The organism is Acinetobacter sp. YH12233 (assembly GCF_013417725.1).
Lineage (GTDB): Bacteria > Pseudomonadota > Gammaproteobacteria > Pseudomonadales > Moraxellaceae > Acinetobacter.
The window spans coordinates 12,942-37,096 of sequence record NZ_VPDK01000029.1; the positions used below are offsets into that span (position 1 = coordinate 12,942).

A 24,155-nucleotide genomic window follows, 5' to 3' on the forward strand; every position below is an offset into this window, starting at 1 on the left:
TAATATCAATAACTTCAATTAAATGGCCACTTTAGATTATTACGATAGACATGCAGATCAATTTGTTCAGTCTACTCTAGATGTAGATATGGAGAGTTTATACTATCTTTTTTTAGAGAATATTCCAGAGTATGGACATATCCTTGATCTTGGTTGTGGTTCAGGACGGGATACCTTGGCATTCAAGAATAAAGGTTATCAGGTTGAAGCATTGGATTACTCAAAAGCTTTAGTTGAAAAGGCTACGGCGCTCACAGGAATCCCTGTCAGATACCAAAGTTTTTATGATTTGAATGAGCATGGTATATACGACGGAATATGGGCATGCGCTTCTTTGTTGCATTGTGAGCGTGCTAGGCTTCCAGAGGTTGTAAGACGGATTTATAGAGCTTTACGCCGTGGGGGAGTCTGTTATATGTCTTTCAAGTATGGAAGTACAGACCGTCAACAAGATGGCAGGGTATTTACTGACTTAGATGAAGAACAGGCGAAAGAACTATTGCATCATATATCAGGTATCCAGCTTTTAAACCTGTGGCTTACTGAAGATAGAAGACCTGACCGACCTGAAATGTGGCTAAATCTGCTTTGGAAGAAAGATGACTAATCTGGTTCCTACACCCCAAGAACAGCTGAAATTCTTAAAACATATTCAGCAGATCCTGCAATCCGGCACTTTTACTTCAACCTATAAGTTTGCCTTGCTCATAAGTATTACCCGACTGGCAATTGAAAAAGGAGAGGATACTGGTGCAGCCTTGCAGCTGGACTATCTGGATATTGCTGAAAAATTTATTGATCTTTACTGGAAACAGTCTCTGCCATTTCAGTTTAACCAATATGAACCCTTTATAATCAAGCAAAGTACTGGAAAACAGGCAAAAATTATTACCGAGATCCAGCAGGCACAACAAAGATTTAAAACCCTTGCAGCTTTAAGAAAAGACCAGATTTATTGGAATCGTCTCAAGTGTTCTATTGCAGTAACAGTTAAGCAGATGCCCGTTGTATATTTGCAGAATTTACAAGGCCAGACCGTCGAGTTTCTTTACAATCTGGATGATTCCAGACAATCTCTAAAGCTTTTTCCCAAGGTAATGTATTGTTTGAGGCAGTTCAGTGAAATTATTGAGGAACTTTGCCAAAAACGGTGGATTGATTTTGTAAGACTGAACAAGCAAAACCTGGTTGTATTAGATGGCCTGCCGGACCTTGATAAATTCATGTTTGCGCCTAACCGTAATCAATTAAGACAGGTAGCAGAATTTCTGATTGAGCTCCAGAAATGCCAGTGTTTCTATTGTGGAAGAAGTCTTAAGAAGACCAGATATGCGGTGGATCATTTCATTCCTTGGTCTCTATATCCTGCTGATACAGGGCATAATTTCGTCTTGGCAGATGAGAAGTGCAATTCATTAAAAAGTAATTATCTGGCGTCACACAGTTTTCTAGAGCAATGGCAGGAGCGGAACTATAAACATGATCAATCTATAGTGAGGGAAATTTCTCAATTAGGTTTTTTAACAGATATTCAGCGTTCACACCGGGTTGCTGAATGGGCATATAAACAGGCGATAGAGAATGAGTATTTGATGTGGGCAGGCGGTAAAGATATACACATATGTCACAGTTATTCATAAAGCCTAACTATATTTAAAGACCAAATTTGTTTTAATGAAACAGATTTGATTCATGTTTAAGAAGAATTTAATCAACTGACAAAAGTGTTAAAGCAGAATAGCTGAGTATAAAGCATGGTAGATATCGTTGATGTTTCTACCCGAAGTCGCATGATGGCGGGTATAAAAGGCCGGAATACAAAACCTGAGATACTCATCCGCAAGTTACTACATAAAAAAGGATTTCGTTTTCGTCTTCATGTAAAGGATCTGCCTGGTAAACCAGATATCGTTCTACCTAAATATAAGGCTGTTATTTTTGTAAATGGATGTTTTTGGCATGGTCATAAGGATTGCCATCTCTTTAAATTACCAGCCACCAGAACTGAATTCTGGCAGGAAAAAATAATACGGAACCAAGCGAATGACAGTAAATCAATAAATTTGTTATTAGAGAATAACTGGAAAGTCGCTGTTATATGGGAATGTAGTATTAGAGGAGCAACCAAAGATCCAGATACGGTAATTGATCTTATTTCTGAATGGTTACCAAGTGAAAGATCTTTTATTGAAATAGCTTAAGTTTACTTTTAGGACTTGTGGTCACAAAAAAAGTCCGATGATCACTTAATTATTACTGAACATCGAACTTTAATTTTTAAAAATTATGATAATGTTTTTTTAACAAGGAAAACACAATTTCACTGATCTGATGTGCTAGAAAGGGAGGAACAGCATTTCCGACCTGCGTATACTGATTAGTACGATTTCCTTCAAATATATAATTGTCCGGAAAGGTTTGCAATCTAGCCGCTTCTCTTACAGTGAGACTTCTACACTGCTTTGGGTCATAATGAATAAAATAATGCCCATCCTTTGAGATATGGCTGGTGATTGTAGTAGCTTCTTTTTCAGCAATCTGAACACGAAAGCGGTCATTATAAGACCCCGAATTCCAGTTCTGATGTTGGGGAGCAAGCTCAGCAGGGAAATTTTCTGCTTTAGGCGAGAATCCTCTTTGTTCACCATGTAATGCACAAAAACTATACCTGAGCAGATCTGATTCCATATGTCCTCTCGTCTCATGATTGAGCACTAGTTTCAGTTCAGGATCAAGGATCCATTTCTTCAAATGGTCTGGTAATTGGTTTGATGATTTATCTTTATGAACAGTCTCTTTTCTTTTTAAATCTTTATAGGGTTGTAAATCTTTTTGATTAACATCAATACCAATATTTTTTAATTCGCTCAGCTTCTCGGCATTTTTTGAAACAACCTGCTGCCAAGCGACATAAGAATCAGCCTGTTTAGATAACCCGCTTCGTAATTTAGGTAAATCATCAATAGCTTCTTTAACAGTAACTTTAGGATAAATCTTTTTATCCAAGATATCTGGTATCTGTTTAATATCTACCCTAACTCCGATCAGAATAACACGATGTCTAGCTTGAGGAATCCCGAATTCTTCGGATTTAATCAGGTAGTTCAGTTTGTCTGGAGTAGGGCTATCTGCGTCATCAGTTTTTTCAACAAGAGAATATATTCGATATGAAGGACAAGCTTCTGATCCCATAATCTTTGAAGGGTTTTGCAGGTCATTAAGAATTTGAGGAAATATTAGTTGATTGTTAACTTTTGCAGTAAGAATCCCTCTGACATTTTCCATAACAAAAACATCAGGTTTTGCTATCGATAGAACCTTTAAATATTCTTTGTAAAGGAAGTGGCGGTGATCTTCTTCAGCAACATAGTTTTTATTGCCGGCATTTCTGGAACGACCAGCTAAACTATAGGCTTGACATGGTGGACCTCCAATTAAAATTTTAGGTCCTGCATGATTTTCAGTTAGCTCTTTTACTCTGGCATGAATGTGCTCGTTATCTTTACCTAATTCAGAAGGCCCTTTTAACGTTTCCTGAGAAGCTAATTCATAAATTTCTTTATGTGATTTAAAAAGATCATCCCTAGAAATTTTGCTATTCAGGTATTGATAGTAGTTATCTAGACAACCATATTGCTTAGCAAGTCTGTAAAAAGCTCGGGTTGTTAGTGTCAAATGTGCATGTGGATCTTTTTCAACAGACATGCCTATTTTAAAAGGATACTTTTTATTATCGTCTATATAAGAGGCGAATCCTTCCCCGAGTCCACCTGGGCCTGAGAATAGATCAATTACTAAAATATCATTATCTTTCATAGTAGCCTGATAACTTAAAAAACATATGCATAATACCAGGTCCTGTCAATCAAACAATACCTGAAAAAACTTTAAAGGGGCTTTAATCAGCAAACATCTGCAAAATATGAATTTTCAAATATTTTTAGAGGGTTTCAAATGAGTGTTTTGTAGTTAACCACTTATGTGAAATCATTGTATTTACGGGGGTCTTACGTATCTAGTTAATAGATGAGTTATTCAAAGTTATTTGGAATTTTTAATTGAATAAACACATGAACCCTAGCCTTTAAAATTAAATTATTGCTATATTTGAATAAATAGTAAATTTCCGAATTTTATAATACAAATGAGTGATACCAGATTACTTCAACCAAGCGCAGCTTCAATTTTGCAATCTATGCGTGATATAGGGTACACACTCGATACAGCAGTCGCAGATATTATTGATAATAGTATTGCTGCTTCATCAGATAAGATAGAACTAATCTTTTTGGAAAATCCTACTCCTCGTTTTTTGATTATTGATAATGGAACGGGGATGGAAGCCGAAGAGTTATACGATGCCCTAAGGTTTGCTACGAAAAGTCCCATTACTTCAAGATCGGAAGAGGATTTAGGTCGATTTGGATTGGGGCTTAAAACAGCATCTTTTTCTCAAGCGCGCCGTTTAACAGTAATCTCTTCAAAAGATGGCAAAATTGCTGCTGCAAGATGGGATTTAGATTATGTAGTGGAACAGGATCAATGGTTGCTAGAGATTTTGGATCCACAAGATATCAATCTGGATAAGGTATATCTAGATAAAATAAAAGCACATGGCACAATTGTCATGTGGGAGAACTTGGATAGGGTTTTATCAGGTGACAAAGATATTTTTTCACCACGTCAGGTTACTGGGTTGCTCGGTAAATTAAGAGAACATCTGGAGTTGGTTTTTCATAGATTTCTTGAAGGTAAAGTTTCGGGAAAAAAAATATCCATATTGTTAAACAATATTGAACTTCAACCTTTTGATCCATTCTGTTCTCAAAACAGTTTTACTCAAACTCAAGCACAAGAAAAAATAGTCGTTAATGATTCTATTATTACGATTCAAGCTTTTATTCTTCCTCATTTTTCTAAAATGGATAGAAGTGACTATGAGATTTTCAAGAAAAGAAGTGATTTTTTAAATAATCAAGGTGCTTATGTTTATCGTAATCATCGTCTTATGGTGTGGGGAGACTGGTTCCGATTAATTCCAAAATCTGAAGCAACCAAATATGCCCGTGTACAGATAAACTTCGATAAAAAGATTGATGATCTCTGGGCTATTGATATTAAAAAATCTAAAGCTACACCACCGCTGGCAGTTGTGGAAAGACTTAAACAGGTTATCGGCAGAATATCGGAAGCAAGTGTCCGATTGTCATCTCGAAGAATTAATAAAGCGTTAGAAACAAATGAAGTACCTTGGAGTAGATTTTCTGGGGAGTTTATTAGTTATAGAATTAACAGGAATTTTCCAATTTATCAAAAATTTAAGGCCTCCCTTTCAGAGGAACAGCGAAATAATTTTAATACTTTACTGGAAATTGTGGAAAGTAGCTTGCCAGTTCAAAGTATTTATGCAGACATGACTTCTACTCCTAAGCAAATCTCATTACATGAGAATTATGAAATCGAGAAGATGCAAGAAAAATTTATTGCTTTTGCAGATTTCATGGACGCGAAACAAATGGAAAAACATAGTTTAAAACAGGCTGCTCTAGCATGCGGTTTGTTTGAAAAATACAGTAATAATTTAGAAGAGTGGTTGGAAGCATACTATGCTTAATTCAAAACAATATGATGTAGCAAAAACATCAATTATCAAGTGTGCTAAAAATGAGGGGCCTTATGAAATTACTTTTATTGAGGATATTGTAAGAAAAACAGCTGAATTTTTAGATTATGAGGGTAGCATTGAAAGCATAGTTCGCTATGTTGAATCCAACGTAAATTGCCGGATGGAGTTGGGAACTTCTGTTATCAGTGAAGAAGCTGAACATAATAGAGATTGGATCAATCGCATTCAGAATAATGAAAAAGTCTATGCCACTGCATATGAAAATTATTTGCGTGGGAAAGGGATGCCCCCAGGTGTGGTAAATGCAATTTCACGAGTTAATGATTCTATTTTAAGTCTATTAAGTGATCCTAGAGAAGATAAATCCTTTCAAAGAAGAGGCTTGGTAATAGGTGATGTACAATCTGGAAAGACAAGTAACTATTTGTCATTAATTACAAAGGCTGCCGATGCAGGATATAAATTCATTATTGTTATTGCGGGAATTCATAACAATCTCAGATCACAGACTCAACAACGTATTGATGAGGGCTTCATAGGCCGTATTAGTGCCAAAGACAGTAAAAAAACTCCGATTGGAGTCGGTGCAGAATTTGACGGACAATTCCCACATCCAGTTTCTTTTACTACAGTTGAGCAGGATTTTAATAAAACACTTGCAACCAGTGTAGCTACAGAAATTGGGGGATTTAGTAAACCTGTCATTTTGGTAATCAAGAAGAATGTAACAACGTTAAAAAACCTATATGAGTGGCTTGTAAACTTTAATATGAACGGTTTAAAAGCTAATGGGATAATTAACAATGTGCCTTTATTAATGATTGATGATGAAGCAGATAATGCTTCAATTAATACCAATATTCCTGATTTGGACCCGACAAAGACAAATAACTATTTAAGAACAATTCTAAAGTCTTTTAATCAGGCTTGTTATGTTGGATATACTGCAACACCATTTGCAAATATCTTTATTGATCCCAATTCTTATGGAGAATGCGCGGAAGATTTATTTCCAAAAGACTTCATTTATAATTTGGATGCACCAACAAACTATTTTGGAGCAAAAAAAATATTCCTTGAACCTGAATATCGCTACGTTCATATAACATTAGATAAGAATGAAGTAAATAAATATATACCGGAAAATCATTTAAGAACTTTTGCATTAAAAGATTTACCTAGATCACTTAAAGAAGCTATAGCATCTTTTTTAATAACTAAATGTATCCGCAATATCAGACATGATGCTCATGAGCATTGCTCAATGCTTATCAATGTTTCTACTTTTGTGAATGTACAAAACCAGATAAAAGATAAGGTGTTGGATTATATTGATGAGGTAAGTAATGAAATCCTTGCATATTCAGCAATGCCAACAGCTTTAAATCATATAAACATTGCCTTACTTCATAAGACGTTTAATAAGTATTATATAACATCTCTAGATTTAGATGAGAAACTGATAACTTGGGATCAGATTGTGATACAGCTTAGATCTATTTTTGATAGTTCTGAGAAAGATTACGTATTTAAGACTTGCGTTGTAAACAGTAAATCACAAGATGCATTAGATTATTCAAGTTATGGAAAACGTGGGTTAATGGTAATTGCGATTGGAGGGTTTAGTTTATCACGTGGATTAACCATAGAAGGGTTAACTGTAAGCTATTTCTATCGTAGTACTAAAATGTATGACACTTTACTTCAAATGGGGCGCTGGTTCGGTTATCGCCCTCAATATGAGGATTTATGTCGAATTTACATGACAGATAAAGCTTTCTCTTGGTATGAACATATTACTCAGGCAGCGGATGATGTTCGGAGACAAATTGCTGAAATGAACCAACTCAAGAAAACACCGAGAGACTTTGGTTTATATGTAAGGGCAAGTGATGTGGGACTGACTATCACGGCTCGTAATAAAATGTACAGTGCAGAAAGTGGATACTTAAGAAGAAGCTTTAGTGGTGAGCAGAAAGAACAAACTAGTTTTAGTAATGAAATGGAAATTCACTCTAAAAACTATCTGCATTTAGAGAATTTTTGGGAAAAATTGAAGAGAGAATATAAAGTAGAAAATAGCGCAATAGGCAGTTTCTATTCTGATGTTGATGTTCCGTATGTTATCGATTTCTTAAGTGAGTATTCTTTTGGTTCAATTGAGAAGATTTCAGCAAATCAGGAAACTATGGAAGCATGTGTACGTTACCTTGCTGAGATTCAATTTAAATATTCCAAAATGGATGTGGTCTTTAGAACTAAGGATCTTGGAGCAAAAAGTCTAGTAGAATTTCAAGATATGGGACCAATTGAACGAACTGTTTATGAAGGTGATTGCAATAATTATATTTTAAATAAAAGTCGATTAGGGTCCCCAGTTGATGAAAAGATCGGATTGACTGAAGAACAAATAAATTTGGCCCATGCAACTAAAGCTAAAGAGTTTAGGGAATTAAGAAAAAAACCTCTCTTAATTTGTTATCTAGTAGATTTATTGGAACACACTTTGAAAGAAGAACCGCCAGTAAAAATATGGAAAAATGTTGAAGAAGGAAGCAGAACAGAAATTCCAGGTTTAAGTTTAAGTTTTCCGCCAGGAGATTCTGAAAAACAAGTTCAAATCTATAGTAATAGAGTTTATTCCGAAAGTTCATTCTTTGCTGCAGATACAGAGTTTGAGATTGCCTAATGAACAGAAATTTTGCTTGGGATGAATTATCGATATCAGCAGAAAATTCTTTTACGACACGCCGTATTGCAGAAGAATTATGTGGTGATATTTTTATTGCTAGAGATAATAACGGTGCTTTTTGTATTCTTATCCAGCATTCGGAAGATTTACGTAAGTTATTTTTAAATCATAGAGTAGATTTAAGAGCAATTCATCTAGATTATCGACATTCAGAGAGCGGAAAAAGTACATATACCTTATTGCTGAAGCTCAAAGATGATGAGCTACTGGATTACTTTGATCAATTTATCTGGTTTGTGATGCAAGGATTAAAACATTGTAAAAATGAAAAGGATCTTGTAAGAGGGGTTTTAGCCAAACTTAAAATCTGGAAAAAGTTTTTGTCTTCGAGCAGAGAAGGAAAATTAACAGAAGAGCAGATCCGTGGCCTGTTAGCAGAAATGTATTTGCTTGACCAGTTGCTTGACCAGTTTCCTCATGATTATGAAAAAATTCTTCAAGGATGGTATGGGCCACAGCGACTTCATCATGATTTTTTGTACAAGGATCTGGCCATTGAGGTTAAATCAATAAGTGGTACTGATAAACGCCATGTCCGGATTTCTTCTCTAAGCCAGCTTGATAGTACAGTGTCACGTTTATTCTTGCGTGTATATGCAGTGATTAAATCACCAGAGAATCTTAGAGAAGAAGACAATTTAAATACTCTATTCCAGAGAATTACGGCTAAACTGGACTTTCATGAACGTGATATTTTTGAGCACAAATTAATTGAATGTAACTATATTCCTGATAGTTATTATGACAATTATAATTACGTAGTCCGATTAATTAATAATTATGAAGTCAACGATGGTTTCCCAAAACTTAATTCAAGTCTAATTCCATTTGGCATACTTAATATTACTTATGATTTGGATCTAAATATCATTGATAGCTATAAGTATGAAAGTTTATTTATAGATGTAGGTAATGCATTATGAGTTTATCTGCAGATTTTTTTAATATATTAAAAAAAGACATCACCGTCTCAGCAGCAGCATTTAATATTTATAGTATCGAAGCTTTCATTAGTGAATATATACATGAGCTAATAGAAATTGGAGATTTACCTGATTTTCAGTTATGTGAAAATACGAATCATGTAGGTTCTAAAGGAGCTTATATACATGGATTCAATATCGATACTAATGATAATACTGATGCTATAACATTGAACCTTGTTGTAACTGATTATGATCAACGCTTGGATTTAGAAACATTAACTCAGACTGAAGCTAGTTTATGGTTTAAGCGTTTGCTCAAGTTCTTCAAGGAATCATATAGCAATGAGTTTTATGAAAAACTTGATCCATCAACAGAAGTATATAGGCTTTCTGAATATATTGATGTATATAAAGATAATATAGAGGAAGTGAATCTTTTCTTTTTGAGTGAGCGTCAAATTTCGGCATCTTTCAAAGAAATAAAAAGAGAAGAGTTTGAAGGTATTAATATTAAATACCATTTATGGGATATTAGTCGCCTTGAAAAATTAAGATCATCTAATTCAAGTCGTGAGGCTTTAGAAATTGATTTTGTTGAAAAGTATGAATCCCCATTAGATTGTTTACATGCGCATTTAGGTGATACGGCTTTACCATCATATTTGGTAATTTGTCCAGGTGATATTCTTGCTGATTTATATAATGATTATGGTGCAAGATTATTAGAGCAAAATGTACGTAGTTTTTTACAAGCCAAGGGGGGGGTTAATAAAGGAATAAGAAATACCATCTTACATGAGCCGGAATATTTCTTTTCTTATAATAATGGTATTACAGCTACTGCATCTGATGTAGAAATTATCCATAAAGAAGGACAAAGCTGTATTTCACGAATAGTTGATTTACAGATAGTAAATGGTGGACAAACTACAGCATCCTTGGCCAAAGCAAAAATAAAAGATAAAGCTGATCTTTCAAAGATTTTTGTTCAAATGAAGCTAACTATAGTTTCTGACTGCCAGAGTGAGAAAGTAATTCCCAAAATTTCTGAATATGCCAATACTCAAAATAAGGTGAATGTATCAGATCTTTCTGCTAATCATCCATATCATATTAAGATCGAAGAGTTATCGAGAAAACTATGGTCACCACCAACAAAAACAGTTTTGAGAGATTCAGGATGGTTCTATGAGCGTTCACGTGGTCAATATAATGAAATGTTGGCAAGTGGAAACCGTAATTTACTAAAAATCAAGTATCCCAAAGCTCAACTTTTTACTAAAACAGACTTAGCAAAATATATGATGATATGGGATAACCCTGAACCTAAATGGGTGAATATGGGAGCACAAAAAAACTTTGCAAAATTTTCCGAGTTTATTTCTAAAAACTGGAAAAAAATGGAGGCAGAAGGGAAGGTAAATGACTATTACTTTAAAAAGATTGTGGCTCGAGCCATAATTTTTAAACAAACTGAAAAGCTGGTATCAGCTCAAGAATGGTATACAAATGGCTATAGAGCTAATATTGTAATTTATACCCTTGCATACCTATCTTATTTTTTAAAGAAAAATAATAAAAAAATTGATTATTTAAGAATGTGGAAGGAGCAGTGTCTCTCAGCTAACTTCGAAAAAGTTCTAGTTGAACTAACTAGGGAGATAAATAATATTCTGACTAGCCCAAACCAAGCTCGTACAACAAACAATACTTCAGAATGGGCTAAGAAAGATGCTTGTTGGGGCACGATTATAGCTGAGTCAGAAAAGCTGGATATATCTATTACCCCAGAGTTTATTAAGGAATTAATTGATAAAGAGAAATCTGAATTAATTAATGATGAAGCGAATCAGAAACAAAAAATAGCTGATGCTATATCTATCCAGAACAAAATAAATTCTATAGATAAATATTTCTGGAGAGAGTTTTTACAGTATCTAGAAAAGGAACATCATGTTGGATTTAAGGAAAAAGGTATTTTAAAAGCGGCAGGATTAAAGGTTAAGGATTTATCTTCAAGACAATGTTTTGTATTAGATAGACTGCTTGAAGAACATGGGGAAGAATTTAAAAAAATTCAGTCGTATGAAAAAGTATCATTGCATGATTATTAAATTAAACGCCTCATACTCTTGAGGCTTTTTTTACTAATTTGGAACGCGTGAGTTAAATTTAATATAGATGTATACCTAGAATCATCAGATGATTCATTGATGAAGAAATGAGGGCTTGCTCCTTGGTAACTTTAGCCATTTCTTCGCTAACTATATTGTTTAATACTTTATAAATATGAGTTTTTATAAAAAATTCTTGTTGAGTATCATCACAATTGATAATCAATCATACTATTGTGTTGTAGAAAACTCTCTATATTTGAAATCATTAAGGTAAACCCACTAAGGAAAAAAGAAATTTTAAAATGGAAATTTATCCAAAACATCAATTAAGACGATGTTTCCAAGGAGAAGCGTATGTTCGGGAGTTACTTGCTTTATTAGATCACGATGGAATTGTGATTCATTCGGTTAATCTTCCTCAACATCCCAAAAAGAGATGGGGAGAAATTGATTTTTTAATTTTTTATCCAAACCATATTATCGCTTTAGAGGTGAAAGGAGGGTATGTATCTTGTAATGATGGAGTTTGGAAATATAGTGATTCAAAATCTAGTTATACGACATATGAAAGCCCATTAGAACAGGTACAGTCTGCTGTTCTTGCATTAGAACATATGATCTTTGAAGGTTTGGGCAAGAAAATTAAAGTTCATTATGGAATAGTGTTTCCTTTTTCAGTTGTTAATTATCATTCAATGTATTTTCCAGAAAATATTGTTGCGGATAAAGAAACATGTAAAGATTTAAAGTTATTTAGTAACTGGTTGAATAATATAATTATAAAAAAGAAAAATTTAAATAATTTAGAAATTGAAAAAATACGTGAATATCTTTTACCTAGATTCGATATTGCTATGACTAGACGGTTATCAAACCAGTTTATTCTTGAGCAAATAAATGAGTATACAGAAGAACAAAAGCAATATTTTGGAGTTTTAGATTCCAATAAAATGATTGTTGTTTTTGGGGGGGCTGGAACTGGAAAAACTGAATTACTTATAAGTACAGCATTAAAAGAGAAAATAAAAGGAAATAAACCAGTTGTCTTGACAAAGCATAAGATTTTAAAAGAATGCCTTGAGGAGAAGTTGGCTGAATGGGAAATTCCAGTAACTACAAATTTTATTCCTGTGGAAGCAAATGTATTATTAATAGATGAGGGACAGGATTTCTATTGTTTTGAGCTTTTAAAGCCATATTTGGATAGATTTAAAAGTGGACGAATTAGAATATTTATGGATAAGAATTATCAGTATTTGAAGCATCCGCCATCCCCAGAATTAATAAATTGGTATTATGAGAATGCATTAATAGTCAATCTACAAACGAATGTAAGAAATACTGATTATATGGTAAATGCTGTTGAAGGTTTAATTAACACAACTTTAGATGTGGCGAAAGTAAAAGGTATTGGTAATAAAGTAGATATTGATACATTTGAGGATGAAAATGAATTAAATGAAAAAATAATTCGATTTATAGAGAACTTGTATGATGAAATAGTTTCAGAGCATAAGGTGGTTATTTTATATCAACAAATGGATTATTTTATTAAAAATTTGATTAATAGCTTAATAAATAAAAAATATAATATTTTTAAATTTATTTCTTTGAATAAATGTAATGAAAGCTATTTAACTTATAGTTCAGTTGCTAATTTTCGTGGATTAGAAGCTGATCATGTAATACTAATTATTAATAATAGATCTGAGCTAAGTGCTCAGTATTTGTCTGATATTTATATTGGAATGACTAGGGCGAGAATCAATTTAATGGTACTCTGTCACGAAGAATGTATGAATAACCTATTATTTAAATTGTAATTTATGTGATTAATTGATGAGGATAATATGCAGAATAACTTTGAAGATTTAAAAAAAATTAGAAACGGATTTTTACGAAAAATTGAGGAAAAAATTATAGGCCCAACAGATGAAAGAAAAGAATTTATTTATGAACCACCACATAAGCAATATCTTAGTGGTTTCTTATTTCCTAAAGATAGTAATGTAAATGATATTAATGACTCTATAGATAACAATAGTATTGAAGTTGAGGATTGTGAGGATAATGTTGATGAAGAACAACAAATGGATTTGTTGTTTCAAAAATTACCATCTAGTGTGGGTTTGAGTTTTGCTGTAGCTTCCGAATGTAATTCAGTTGAAATAGAAGTCAAAGCTGCTAAATATGTAGAAGATAGAGATATAGAAGGGAATAAGGGGTGGAGAAGGCACCCTTTTCATAATGGATGCCCAGAAAAAGTAACTATTTATTTGGAAGATAATGATGTAATTAAACCCATTACTGTATTAGAAGATCATGCAGAAATATTTATAAAAATAAGAAAGTATACTGACTATAAAATTTTAACAATAAGCTTGGTGAATAGGAACGAAACTGAAAAAAGTATTGTAGTTTCCGACATACTTACGCAAGTAGAGCTAAAATGTACGCCCGCATATGGGGTTATTAAATATCAGTCAAATTTCTTTTCTATAACTGATCCCGAAATACTAATGCTGGAGCTGCAATATAGTCATGTTCCGACTTTTGCACTTGGACATGGATGTAGTGCTTATTGGCCTAAAACATTGAGTGGAACGGTTAATTATGTTCGTACATCATTTCTACCATTGGTTGAAGTGCCTCCTGTTACTACAGAAATAGAGGAATTAGATGTTCAAATTAAAAAAACATTTAAATTAGTAAATTTGAGTAATCCTCAATATGATCCTTTACCAGGATTTAAAGCTTTCATTCAAATATATAAAAATTGGGCAGAAGAACAGGAATCCCAATCAGTTGAAACAAAATATATTGCAATAAAAAAAGATATTTTATTAGCTATTCATAATGCTATTCATCGTGCAGAAAGAGGTATCAAACTACTAGAAAATTCTTCTGAAGTAATGAAAGTTTTTAGATTGGCTAATTATGCCATGCTACTAAGTATGCTTAGAAATAAATTCAAAAATAATAAAGACCCACAGCTTCAAAAAATTTTAAATGAAGCACGTTTAAATCAATTAGACCAAGAGAAGCTTGAAATACCGGTATGGAGACCTTTCCAAATCTTTTTCTTCCTTATGTCCCTGAACGGATTATGGAGTTCTCAGGATGAAGATCGTGACATAGTAGATTTAATTTGGTTTGCTACAGGTGGTGGTAAAACAGAGGCTTATTTAGCTGTCGCAGCATTTGAAATGCTTCGGAGACGAATTGTAGAAAAGGTGCAAGGTACCGCTATTATCAAGCGTTATACACTTCGATTACTTACAATTCAGCAGTTTGAGCGTGCAGGTAGTTTAATTTGTGCGCTTGAATCAATGCGTAGAGTAGGATTAATAAAGGATACTGAAGAATATTCTTTAGGTTTGTGGGTAGGTATATCTGCTACACCTAATAGCAATAAAGGCCAAGACGGCGCGTTAGAAGATCTGCAAGCAATAATTAATACTGACGGAGTAGTAAATAATAATAAAATTCCCTTAAAAGCATGTCCATGTTGTGGTACAGCGATTATTCCTGCCCATAAAAAAATTGGTGGTGATGATATGGGCGCACGATGGAATGATAAGACAGAAGAAGTGGAATTATTTTGTCCAAATACTTTGTGTGCTTTCCATGGTGGTTTACCTATACGTTATGTAGATGAGAGTTTATATAAAAAACCTCCAACCATGCTGTTAGGAACCGTTGATAAATTTGCAATGTTAGCATGGAAGCCTGAAGCGAGATGTTTTTTCGGGAACGGACAAAATATACAGCCACCTTCCTTGATTATACAAGATGAACTACATCTAATTTCAGGTCCGCTTGGTACGGTTAATGGTAGTTATGAAGCAGCTCTAGATTGTATCATTAGTACAAGAGGTAAGCCGGCAAAGTATATCTGTGCTAGTGCGACAATTAGAAAGGCAGCTGACCAAATCAAAAAATTGTACGGTCGACAATGTAGTATTTTCCCACCTGCTGGTTTATCAGCTGATGACTCGTTTTTTTCAAAATCTCAAAGCTCCAAGATGGGCAGATTGTATTTAGGTGCTTTAAGTCAGGGACACAGCCCTACTTTTGCCAATGTAGTAGCTACAACTGGGCTGTTAGCTGCTTCGGCCGAATGTGAGGAGCAGCCTGATACATGGTGGACTTTAATTGCTTATCATAATAGTAAACGCGAATTAGGCAAGTCGATGACATTAATCCTAGACGATATACCAGCACGTTTGAAACAAATGGGAGGAACGAGGAAGCTTAAATCAGAGAATATTAGAGAATTGTCCTCGAATCTTAAAGATAGTCAGATTCCAGAAATGTTAGAGGAATTGAAGCGTACGAAAGATAGTGACTCCCAAGAAGCTCTTGATTATGTTGCATGTACTAATATGCTATCAGTAGGTGTCGACGTTCCCCGTTTAGGTTTAATGATGATAAATGGTCAGCCGAAGATGGTATCTGAATATATTCAGGCATCTAGTCGTGTAGGTAGGCAGCAAGAGGGATTGCCAGGTGTTGTTTTTACGCTCTATAGCCCTTCAAAGCCTCGTGATCGTTCTCATTATGAAATTTTTAGATCATTTCATCAGGGTTTTTATCGATATGTTGAACCTACAAGTATTACACCTTTTGCCGAGCCAGCTCTAGATAGGGCATTACATGGGGCTTTCCTTAGTTTTATTCGTATGTCTTCTGATTATATATATGAGAATGATCATGCGGATGATATAGATCAATATGAGAATCATATTCAAACTTTGAAAGACCGTTTGGCTGAACGTATGGAGCGTGCTGGTGCTGATAGAGTAGTTATTGTCGAATATTTGCTACGTTTTATCGATCATTGGCAATCACTTAAAAGAAAGTCAAACCGTACAGTAATGTTTAGCTCATCGAATAGCAAATCGCATCAATCTCTAATTAAATATTTTAAAAAAACAGGGGATGGAATAGAAACTCTTACTTCACTTCGAAATGTTGATATCCCTATAGGTTTGAAAGTTAAAAAGAAAATTAATGGTGTTAATGTATGAAACGAGAAATAAGAGCAAGCAATCTTACAGCGATTTCTGGGGTAGGTGCTATAGTAGATATTGCTCACGAATCTTTTTTAATTCCTGGTATTGAACAATGGAATTCTCCTTCACAAGAAAATCATGAAAGGATACAAAAGTTTGTCCCAGTAAAATTGCCACGAATGGAACAAGCAGTAGGAAAAAAATTATTTAGATTTATTGATGATGGTGCGACACTTTTAGTTTCTCGATTTCCCAAGTCTATGTTTTGCGAAAAATGTAGATCGATTGTTCGATGGAAATCAGAATATGAAAGAGAAGATGATAACGGGAATATTCTGCAACCAACATGTATACATCCTTCTTGTAATGGAAAAATGGTGCCAATGAGGTTTGTTGGTGCATGTGAGGCTGGTCATGTTACCGATATTGATTGGAGGTTGTGGGCACATTCTGGTACAAACGCTAACAGAGAGTGTAGAGCTGATAATAGGCTCAAATTCTATGCTGACAAAAAGGGTGCAGGTTTAGCACATTTAACTATTTTTTGTGATGCATGTAAAAGTTACCGTGATTTGAAAGACTTAACAAATCCATATGTAACTGAAAAGTTTTTATTCTGCTATAGCCATCACCCGTGGATTTATAATCCGAGTAGTGAACGGTGCAATTATCCTTTAAGAATTTTGCAAAAAGGTGCTACTAATATTTATTATCCAAAAGTTATTTCTGCTTTTGATATCCCATCTGCATCTTCTGTTGGAGATTATCAACAGATTACAGATGAAATTCGAGAACGATTAGAAAAAAATAATACTTTTTCACGAACAAAAAAACTATTTGAAAGTTCGAAAAATGCGCCGTGGTTAGAGCAAAAGATTGAAGAAATTGCAAAAAAGGAAAAGATCGATAAATCATTAGTGATTAAATATTTAAGTGATAATAATTCATCAACTGAGCCAGAGAGTAAAGAAGTTGAAGATATTGTAAAAATTCAATTAACTCTGCAAGAGGATGAAATAGAAACTTTTAAAAATTGTTTACTTAAAGGGGGGGCGAGAACTGAACACTTCTATGCTGAAAAAGGAAATATAAAGGGACATATATGGCTGGAAAAGATAATAACAAATACTCTTTTATTACATAAAATTCGTGAAGTTAGAGCATTTACCGGATTTCAGAGAGTCAAACCTTCGGATACTCAAAGAATTGTACCGCCAGATCTTGCTAAAAAACAGGATTGGTTGCCTGTCTCAGAAGTATTTGGGGAGGGAATATTACTACAATTTAATCTGGAGTGTTTAAAAGCATGGGCTTCACAACTTCCTAAAACAGAGATGGATCGGTTTATAAAACTGGAAGCTAAACGTCAAGAGCAAGAGCTCTACTTTTTACCAGAAATAGATCCTATCTATATTTTGATTCATACAATAAGTCATCTTCTAATCCGACAACTAGCCTTTGAAAGTGGTTACTCATCTAGCTCACTCAGGGAAAAAATATACTATGATACTAAAAGAGAATTTGTAGGTATCCTGATTTACACTACGGATTCGGATTCGGAAGGATCTTTAGGGGGATTGGTTGCGCAGGGCGAAAATGTTTTGTTTAACGCAATAGTTGTTAATGCATTAGAAAAGGGGCAATGGTGTTCAGCAGATCCTGTGTGTAGTGAAACATCCGGACAAGGACTAGGGGGATTTAACCATGCTGCTTGTCATAATTGCACACTTTTACCTGAAACTAGCTGTATGAATATCAATACTGAATTAGATCGTTCGCTCATCTTTTCTCATTATGGATTATTAAAATATCTTGGAGTGGAATTGTGAAATTACCAGCTTTGGATGAGCTGACAGATTTACAACGAGAGGTTTATTTGTATGCACCAATCAATACAAATGTATTGGTTAGTGGACCTCCTGGCTGTGGTAAAACATTGATAGCCGGTTTACGAGCTGAGGAAATGGCAAAACGCGGTGTACCAACACGATTAGCTATGTTTAGCCGCGTTTTAAAACGCTATACACAAGGACAGACTAAACCTGCCTATACAATTATTACTATTAACCAGTTCTTTGCTCACTGGATTAAAAAAATTTTAAGGCCCATGCTTAATAATCAATTCGAAATAAACCAATTTGTTGCTAAAAATAATCGTTTTATAAGATGGGAGGAATTAAATAATTATTTAGAGGATTATTTAAAGAAGGATAAAGATGCATTCAAACCTGAGGTATTTAGTTTTGGGTATTTAATTATTGATGAAGGGCAGGACTTCCCTCCATCATTTTATAACTTTTTAACATGTTTGAGTTTTATTGGTGATGTTGTTGCATCTAAGTTTCCATTAAAATGTTTGGTATTAGCAGATGAAAATCAAAAACTAACAGATTGGAATTCTACGTTAGAAGAAATCGCAACAATATTGGACATTACTGAAGACCATCACTATAAATTAATTGATAATTTCCGTAATTCCTATGAGGTTGCAGTTTTAGCAAAAAGTTTTTTTGCTAAAGTAGGTACTATTCCTGTGCTTCCAACTAGAAAGACGGAAAAACCTGAATTAATTCATTATAACTCAGTAAATGAGTTTATAGATTATTTGAATGTTTGGTTGAGAAACCATCCAGGAAAGGAAGTTGGTGTATTCTGTTTTAGAGAACCTGCCAGGGTGGATTTATGTAAAATTTTAAATGATCAACTAGTAAAACAATATAAATTGCAAACATATTCTAGTAAAACTTCTCTAGAAAATCCTGCTGAAAAACTCATTTTTGATGAGACAAACACGTTGACCTTATTAAATGTGCAGAGTTGTAAAGGACTAGAGTTTGATGCTGTATTCTTAATTAATCCTTCAGATATGAATCTAAATGATCAATCAAGTCATTTGGATAAAATGACAATGTTTGTTGCTTCGTCAAGGGCTCGTGATATTGTTAAAATCATTAATTACAATAATTTTAATATTGAGAAATCACAAATTAACATTTTACCAGATGAGTCTGTATTAAAGAGAGTAAATTGGTCTAAACAGTATCCTATACAAGATTATGAAGATAGATGGGATTGGAATGATAAAGTAATGGATTTAGTATCTCGATATAAGTTGGATTATGTAGATCTGAGAAATAAAGGTGGATGTTATTGGGTTTATACTGGTAAGAATTTAAGTAATAAATTAGAACCATTAGGATTTAAATTTTCTCAGGCAAAAGGTGCTTGGTGGTACAAAGGGGACACTCATGAGTAATTCTTTATATTACTTCCCGACGAATCGTGAAGATATTTTATTAATTTTGTCCTCGATAAATTTCAATTTTAAAAATACGCCTTTAAATATAAAAGTGGCAATGGGACCAAAACAAATACCTTATCAGTTTAACGGAAGTATTGGTCCAAATGAGGTAATGGCATTAAGTGGCCATGAGAAAAATTTTCCAGTACTTATTGCCTCTGAGACAAAAATTAAAAAGGGTAACCTAAACCTTTCTGATATTCACCATTTGGTTTTTAGATCTCAGCAGGAAATGGATGATTTTAAATTTCGTGCAATTGCTGAATTTGATACAGAGAGTATTAAGAGTCTTGTGAATCCGGCTTTGTTTGAGTCCTTTGCAAAACAAGAAAAAAAAATGACGATGATTCAGTTACAGAATACTGAGAATTATCAAAGTCATATTGTTTCAGGATTATTGAATTTATTGCACGTTGCACGTTGGAAAGGTTATGATTTAACAACATTTGATCATTTTTTTCAGAGAGATGAAAACTCTATCAGATCATTAATTGAATTAATTTTGGATCTGTCAGGAAGTACTTATCAAAAAAATTATTTAACATTAGCGATCATTCAAACAATTTTAGAAAATGGAAAATTAAGCTCAGCTTCATTATTGGAAAATATTAAAAATAAATGGCTTGATTTATGGGCAGAAGAAGCACCACCATCAGATGAAATGGTTTGGTTTAGATATATGAATTCAATCATTAATTCTACTCAAGCACTGAATTTAGATAAATTAACAGATGAAGGTGGGTCTGTATTTTTACGCGCTGCAACTTTGTTGATCATGTCAGATGATTTGAATATATTAAAAAGTTTCAATGATCAAAGTCCTAATATAGGATTGAAAGTTTTAAATTATGCTGCCTTCCTTATTGGTTTAAAATCTCCTTTGTATCGAAGAAGCTGGGTTGATAAAAAAGATTCGGTTTATTTGCTGGAAGAATTTGCAAGTGCAGTTGAATCAAAAAGATTAGGAAAATTGATTCAACCATTAAAAAAGGCTCTTTATTTATCTCAAGGAACATTTGTAAAATTTTCCGAGGTAAATGGTACTAAAATTAGCGTTTATCATATAAAACAGTCTTATTATCGAACTGTTTTAGAAGATAATAAGAAACAACCTGACTCTGTAGATATTTGGATTTTTGATAAGCAGATGAAGCGTTATTATGTCGATTGGGTTAGTAATCCTAATGATGAGGAAATAGAAAAGCTTGTCAAATTATTTGATAAAGTCAATCATAGGAAATAAAGCGAGTAGGTATGACTTATGCCTATTAGTTTAATATCCTAATGGGAATTTATTAAGTGATAGAATTCATTATCCTCTGCGGAAGATACCTTTACCGAAAATTTGTAGGCCACTTTACTAACTCTTTTATTATAAGGTGTGTTACTAAAAGTAGGGGGACGTTGCAAAATGTTTCTAATGATTAATAAATGCTTGCTTAAATTATGTACTTTTATTTATGTCCTGAAAAATTAGATTTAAAAAAATAGTAAATTCAAATAGCTGTGACTATTAATAGCGGTTACTGAATTAGCGAATTATTTTAAGATAGATACTAAAAAATGAGTGTTCTAAAGATTAGTAATAAAAAATTTAAATCGTGTTTTATCGTGGGAGATCTCCACGGATCTTATAGTCTTTTTATGCATGAGCTTTATCTAAAGAATTTTGATTTTGAAAATGATCTCTTGATCTGTACAGGTGATCTTATCGATAGAGGTAATGAAAATTTAGAATGTATTTCATTACTTGATCAAAAATGGTTTTTAACTGTACGCGGCAATCACGAAGAAATGTGTATAAAAGGACAGTATGACTCTAAAATTAGAGATATACATCTGCGTAATGGTGGAGAATGGTTTTATAAGTTGCCCCAGCAAAAGCAGCTAGAAATTATCAATCACTTTAAAGAATTACCTTTAGTTATAGAAGTCCAACTAGAAAGTAAAAAAATCGGCATTATTCATGCCGACATTGATATCCATGACTGGAATATCTTTAAGCAAGATATTTGTAAAGGTGACTATAAAATACCAGGAATCACATCATCATATTCAAACGCACTCTGGGGTAGGGGGCGAATACGTAATTACTCCAATCAATATGATATTGTAGATAATATCGATGCAGTCTATTTAGGTCATACGATTGTAAAAGAATATACTCAAATTGATAATTGCCATTATATTGATGTAGGATCATCTTTCACTTCTAAACTTTGTATTGTAAAAGTTCAATAAAGATTTACTGCGGAGTGGGGGAGTAAAAAGTTTAAATGATCAAAAAAACAACACTTAAATCGTGTATCCTGCTTTGTATCCTGAATTTTTCTATGAAAAATTAATTGATTAAAAACAATAGGTTAATGGATTGTTGTTGTCTGTCTGGGCCCACCAAATACATCAAGCATCTAGGAGCAATACTCTTAGGTGCTTTTTTATTTTTTGAATTCATTTAAGCACTATCTATCTTCAAAAATAACTAAAATTTCAATCTCTTATCATAAGGTAGGCTTTTAGTAGGTGGGATTCTTTTATCGTTCATTGAATACTTAAATCACGGTGAGGGTCACCGATAATAAGATGAATGGTAGAAGGAATCGAACCATGGCTTTTAAGAATATTGCAGATCAAACAAACGGTTTTTATATCCCTTGTGTTTCACTTTTCGGTCCAGGCTGTGCCAAAGAAATTGGCGTTAAAGCACAAAATTTAGGTGCCAAGAAAGCTCTGATTGTGACCGATGAAGGCTTATACAAATTTGGTGTCGCAGATACCATCGCAAATTATTTAAAAGAGGCTGGTGTTGACAGCCATATCTTCCCAGGTGCAGAACCAAACCCAACAGATATTAACGTTCATAATGGCGTACAAGTCTACAATGACAACGGCTGCGATTTTATTGTATCACTCGGTGGCGGTTCTTCACATGACTGTGCCAAAGGTATTGGCCTGGTGACTGCCGGTGGTGGTCATATCCGCGACTATGAAGGTATTGATAAAAGTACTGTGCCTATGACACCGCTTATTGCAGTCAATACCACAGCGGGTACAGCGTCGGAAATGACACGCTTCTGTATCATTACCAATACCGATACCCATGTCAAAATGGCAATTGTGGATTGGCGTTGTACACCATTGATCGCGATCGATGATCCTAAATTGATGATTGCCAAGCCAGCGGGCTTAACTGCCGCGACTGGTATGGATGCCTTAACCCATGCGGTAGAAGCGTATGTTTCTACGGCAGCCAATCCGATTACGGATGCCTGTGCAGAAAAGGCCATTACCATGATCAGTGAATGGCTGAGTCAGGCAGTAGCAAATGGTGAAAATATTGAAGCACGTGATGCTATGAGCTATGCACAGTATCTGGCAGGCATGGCATTCAACAATGCATCACTCGGATATGTGCATGCGATGGCACACCAGCTGGGTGGTTTCTATAACCTGCCACATGGTGTATGTAATGCGATTTTGCTACCGCACGTATGCGAATTTAACCTGATTGCCTGTCCGGATCGCTATGCAAAAATTGCCCAGTTGATGGGTGTAAATACTGAAGGATTAACTGTGACTGAAGCAGCTTATGCAGCGATTGATGCCATTCGCCAGCTTTCAGCTTCAATTGGAATTCCATCTGGTCTGAAAGGCTTAGGGGTTAAAGAGGAAGACCTTGCCATTATGGCAGAAAATGCGCAAAAGGATGCCTGTATGCTGACCAACCCGCGTAAGGCTAGCCATGCACAAGTCGTAGAGATTTTTAAAGCGGCGCTGTAAGCCTCTATGTAAGTCGATTCTCTCCACTCGGCAGACTTACATTTTATGCAACCCTGTTCGCACTTCTTAGTGAAGTGCGCCAAGATAAATGTATCCCCATGCGATATTCTTGGCTGATCCTTACACCCTTGATAAGGATATAGAGCAGGCGTTGCTCTTTTTTTTGCCTAAATTTTTGCTTTCAAAAAATATATTTGGGCAGTTAATTCATCAGGGTATAGCTTATTAAAATTAACTGAATGAACTCGATAATAATAAAATACTGGAATGAGCAGAGTATTGCTAAAAGCTTATTCGTAGCATGAGCTAAATCAATAAAATGTTATAATAAAAAATTATAATTCTAAAGTAGGGTCTGTTGACACTTACTGTTCATAATTAACCCTATAACGGTAGCCATAAAAATATACAGGCTAAGGCAACAGAACTTTGATAATTTCTTTTGAGCTTATCATATCGAGTAGCTATTCCTCTAAATTGCTTTAATCTACAAAACATATTTTCAACTAAGTGCCTGATTTTATATAAATACCAGTCCATATGGTCATTGTTCGATTGGCTATTCGTTTTCTTTGGTATATTCGCTTTAGTCCCTGTTTTCCTGATCTGTTCACGCAGTGGTTCTGAATCATAGCCTT

The 24,155-nt window shown here is 34.2% G+C and carries 16 protein-coding genes; 14 read left to right on the top strand and 2 right to left on the bottom strand.

The features are described from left to right. The first annotated feature begins 22 nt into the window (after positions 1–22). From FTV12_RS12125 to FTV12_RS12135, 3 genes are all read left to right on the top strand, one after another. Complete coding sequence (locus FTV12_RS12125) at positions 23–607, top strand: bifunctional 2-polyprenyl-6-hydroxyphenol methylase/3-demethylubiquinol 3-O-methyltransferase UbiG (protein WP_180034125.1); 585 nt, start codon at positions 23–25, stop codon at positions 605–607. After that, the gene (locus tag FTV12_RS12130; RefSeq protein WP_180034126.1) at positions 600–1,640 is read left to right on the top strand and encodes an HNH endonuclease; all 1,041 of its coding nucleotides are present in this window, start codon (positions 600–602) and stop codon (positions 1,638–1,640) included. Before FTV12_RS12125 ends, FTV12_RS12130 begins: the two co-directional genes overlap by 8 nt. A gap of 114 nt (positions 1,641–1,754) precedes the next feature. After that, complete coding sequence (locus FTV12_RS12135; protein WP_180034127.1) at positions 1,755–2,201, top strand: very short patch repair endonuclease; 447 nt, start codon at positions 1,755–1,757, stop codon at positions 2,199–2,201. A gap of 76 nt (positions 2,202–2,277) precedes the next feature. Here the strand turns inward: FTV12_RS12135 and FTV12_RS12140 are convergent, their stop codons facing one another. Beyond that, a complete protein-coding gene (locus FTV12_RS12140; RefSeq protein ID WP_180034128.1) occupies positions 2,278–3,816 on the bottom strand; it encodes a DNA cytosine methyltransferase in 1,539 nt (512 codons plus the stop codon). A 328-nt stretch (positions 3,817–4,144) separates the two neighbouring features. Here FTV12_RS12140 and FTV12_RS12145 point away from each other — a divergent pair, with 328 nt between their 5' ends. The 11 genes from FTV12_RS12145 (at position 4,145) to FTV12_RS12195 (ending at position 23,517) form a co-directional block, all read left to right on the top strand. Continuing rightward, a complete protein-coding gene (locus FTV12_RS12145) occupies positions 4,145–5,614 on the top strand; it encodes an ATP-binding protein (RefSeq protein ID WP_180034129.1) in 1,470 nt (489 codons plus the stop codon). Further along, the gene (locus FTV12_RS12150) at positions 5,607–8,315 is read left to right on the top strand and encodes a Z1 domain-containing protein (protein WP_180034130.1); all 2,709 of its coding nucleotides are present in this window, start codon (positions 5,607–5,609) and stop codon (positions 8,313–8,315) included. The genes FTV12_RS12145 and FTV12_RS12150 overlap by 8 nt, the downstream gene beginning before the upstream one ends. Next, positions 8,315–9,301, top strand: a complete 987-nt coding sequence (locus tag FTV12_RS12155; RefSeq protein WP_180034131.1) for a PD-(D/E)XK motif protein — start codon at positions 8,315–8,317, stop codon at positions 9,299–9,301. Before FTV12_RS12150 ends, FTV12_RS12155 begins: the two co-directional genes overlap by 1 nt. Continuing rightward, positions 9,298–11,418, top strand: coding sequence for an AIPR family protein (locus FTV12_RS12160; protein ID WP_180034132.1), 2,121 nt, complete (start codon positions 9,298–9,300; stop codon positions 11,416–11,418). The genes FTV12_RS12155 and FTV12_RS12160 overlap by 4 nt, the downstream gene beginning before the upstream one ends. A gap of 305 nt (positions 11,419–11,723) precedes the next feature. Further along, positions 11,724–13,244 carry a nuclease-related domain-containing DEAD/DEAH box helicase gene (locus FTV12_RS12165; protein WP_180011476.1) on the top strand — a complete coding sequence of 507 codons (1,521 nt, stop codon included), beginning with the start codon at positions 11,724–11,726 and terminating at the stop codon, positions 13,242–13,244. 27 nt (positions 13,245–13,271) lie between these two features. Next, positions 13,272–16,451 carry a helicase-related protein gene (locus FTV12_RS12170; RefSeq protein WP_180034133.1) on the top strand — a complete coding sequence of 1,060 codons (3,180 nt, stop codon included), beginning with the start codon at positions 13,272–13,274 and terminating at the stop codon, positions 16,449–16,451. Further along, complete coding sequence (drmB, locus tag FTV12_RS12175) at positions 16,448–18,265, top strand: DUF1998 domain-containing protein (protein WP_180034134.1); 1,818 nt, start codon at positions 16,448–16,450, stop codon at positions 18,263–18,265. Before FTV12_RS12170 ends, drmB begins: the two co-directional genes overlap by 4 nt. Continuing rightward, positions 18,262–19,692 carry a 3'-5' exonuclease gene (locus FTV12_RS12180; protein ID WP_180011482.1) on the top strand — a complete coding sequence of 477 codons (1,431 nt, stop codon included), beginning with the start codon at positions 18,262–18,264 and terminating at the stop codon, positions 19,690–19,692. Before drmB ends, FTV12_RS12180 begins: the two co-directional genes overlap by 4 nt. After that, positions 19,685–20,980, top strand: coding sequence for a hypothetical protein (locus tag FTV12_RS12185; RefSeq protein WP_180034135.1), 1,296 nt, complete (start codon positions 19,685–19,687; stop codon positions 20,978–20,980). Before FTV12_RS12180 ends, FTV12_RS12185 begins: the two co-directional genes overlap by 8 nt. 320 nt (positions 20,981–21,300) lie before the next feature. After that, entirely contained in the window at positions 21,301–21,978 is a 678-nt protein-coding gene (locus FTV12_RS12190) for a metallophosphoesterase (protein WP_180011486.1), read from the top strand. A gap of 366 nt (positions 21,979–22,344) precedes the next feature. Next, the gene (locus tag FTV12_RS12195; RefSeq protein WP_159123263.1) at positions 22,345–23,517 is read left to right on the top strand and encodes an iron-containing alcohol dehydrogenase; all 1,173 of its coding nucleotides are present in this window, start codon (positions 22,345–22,347) and stop codon (positions 23,515–23,517) included. A 384-nt stretch (positions 23,518–23,901) separates the two neighbouring features. Here FTV12_RS12195 and FTV12_RS12200 read toward each other — a convergent pair. Then, positions 23,902–24,155 (bottom strand): transposase (locus FTV12_RS12200; RefSeq protein ID WP_180025485.1); only part of this gene is annotated, 254 nt, incomplete at its 5' end.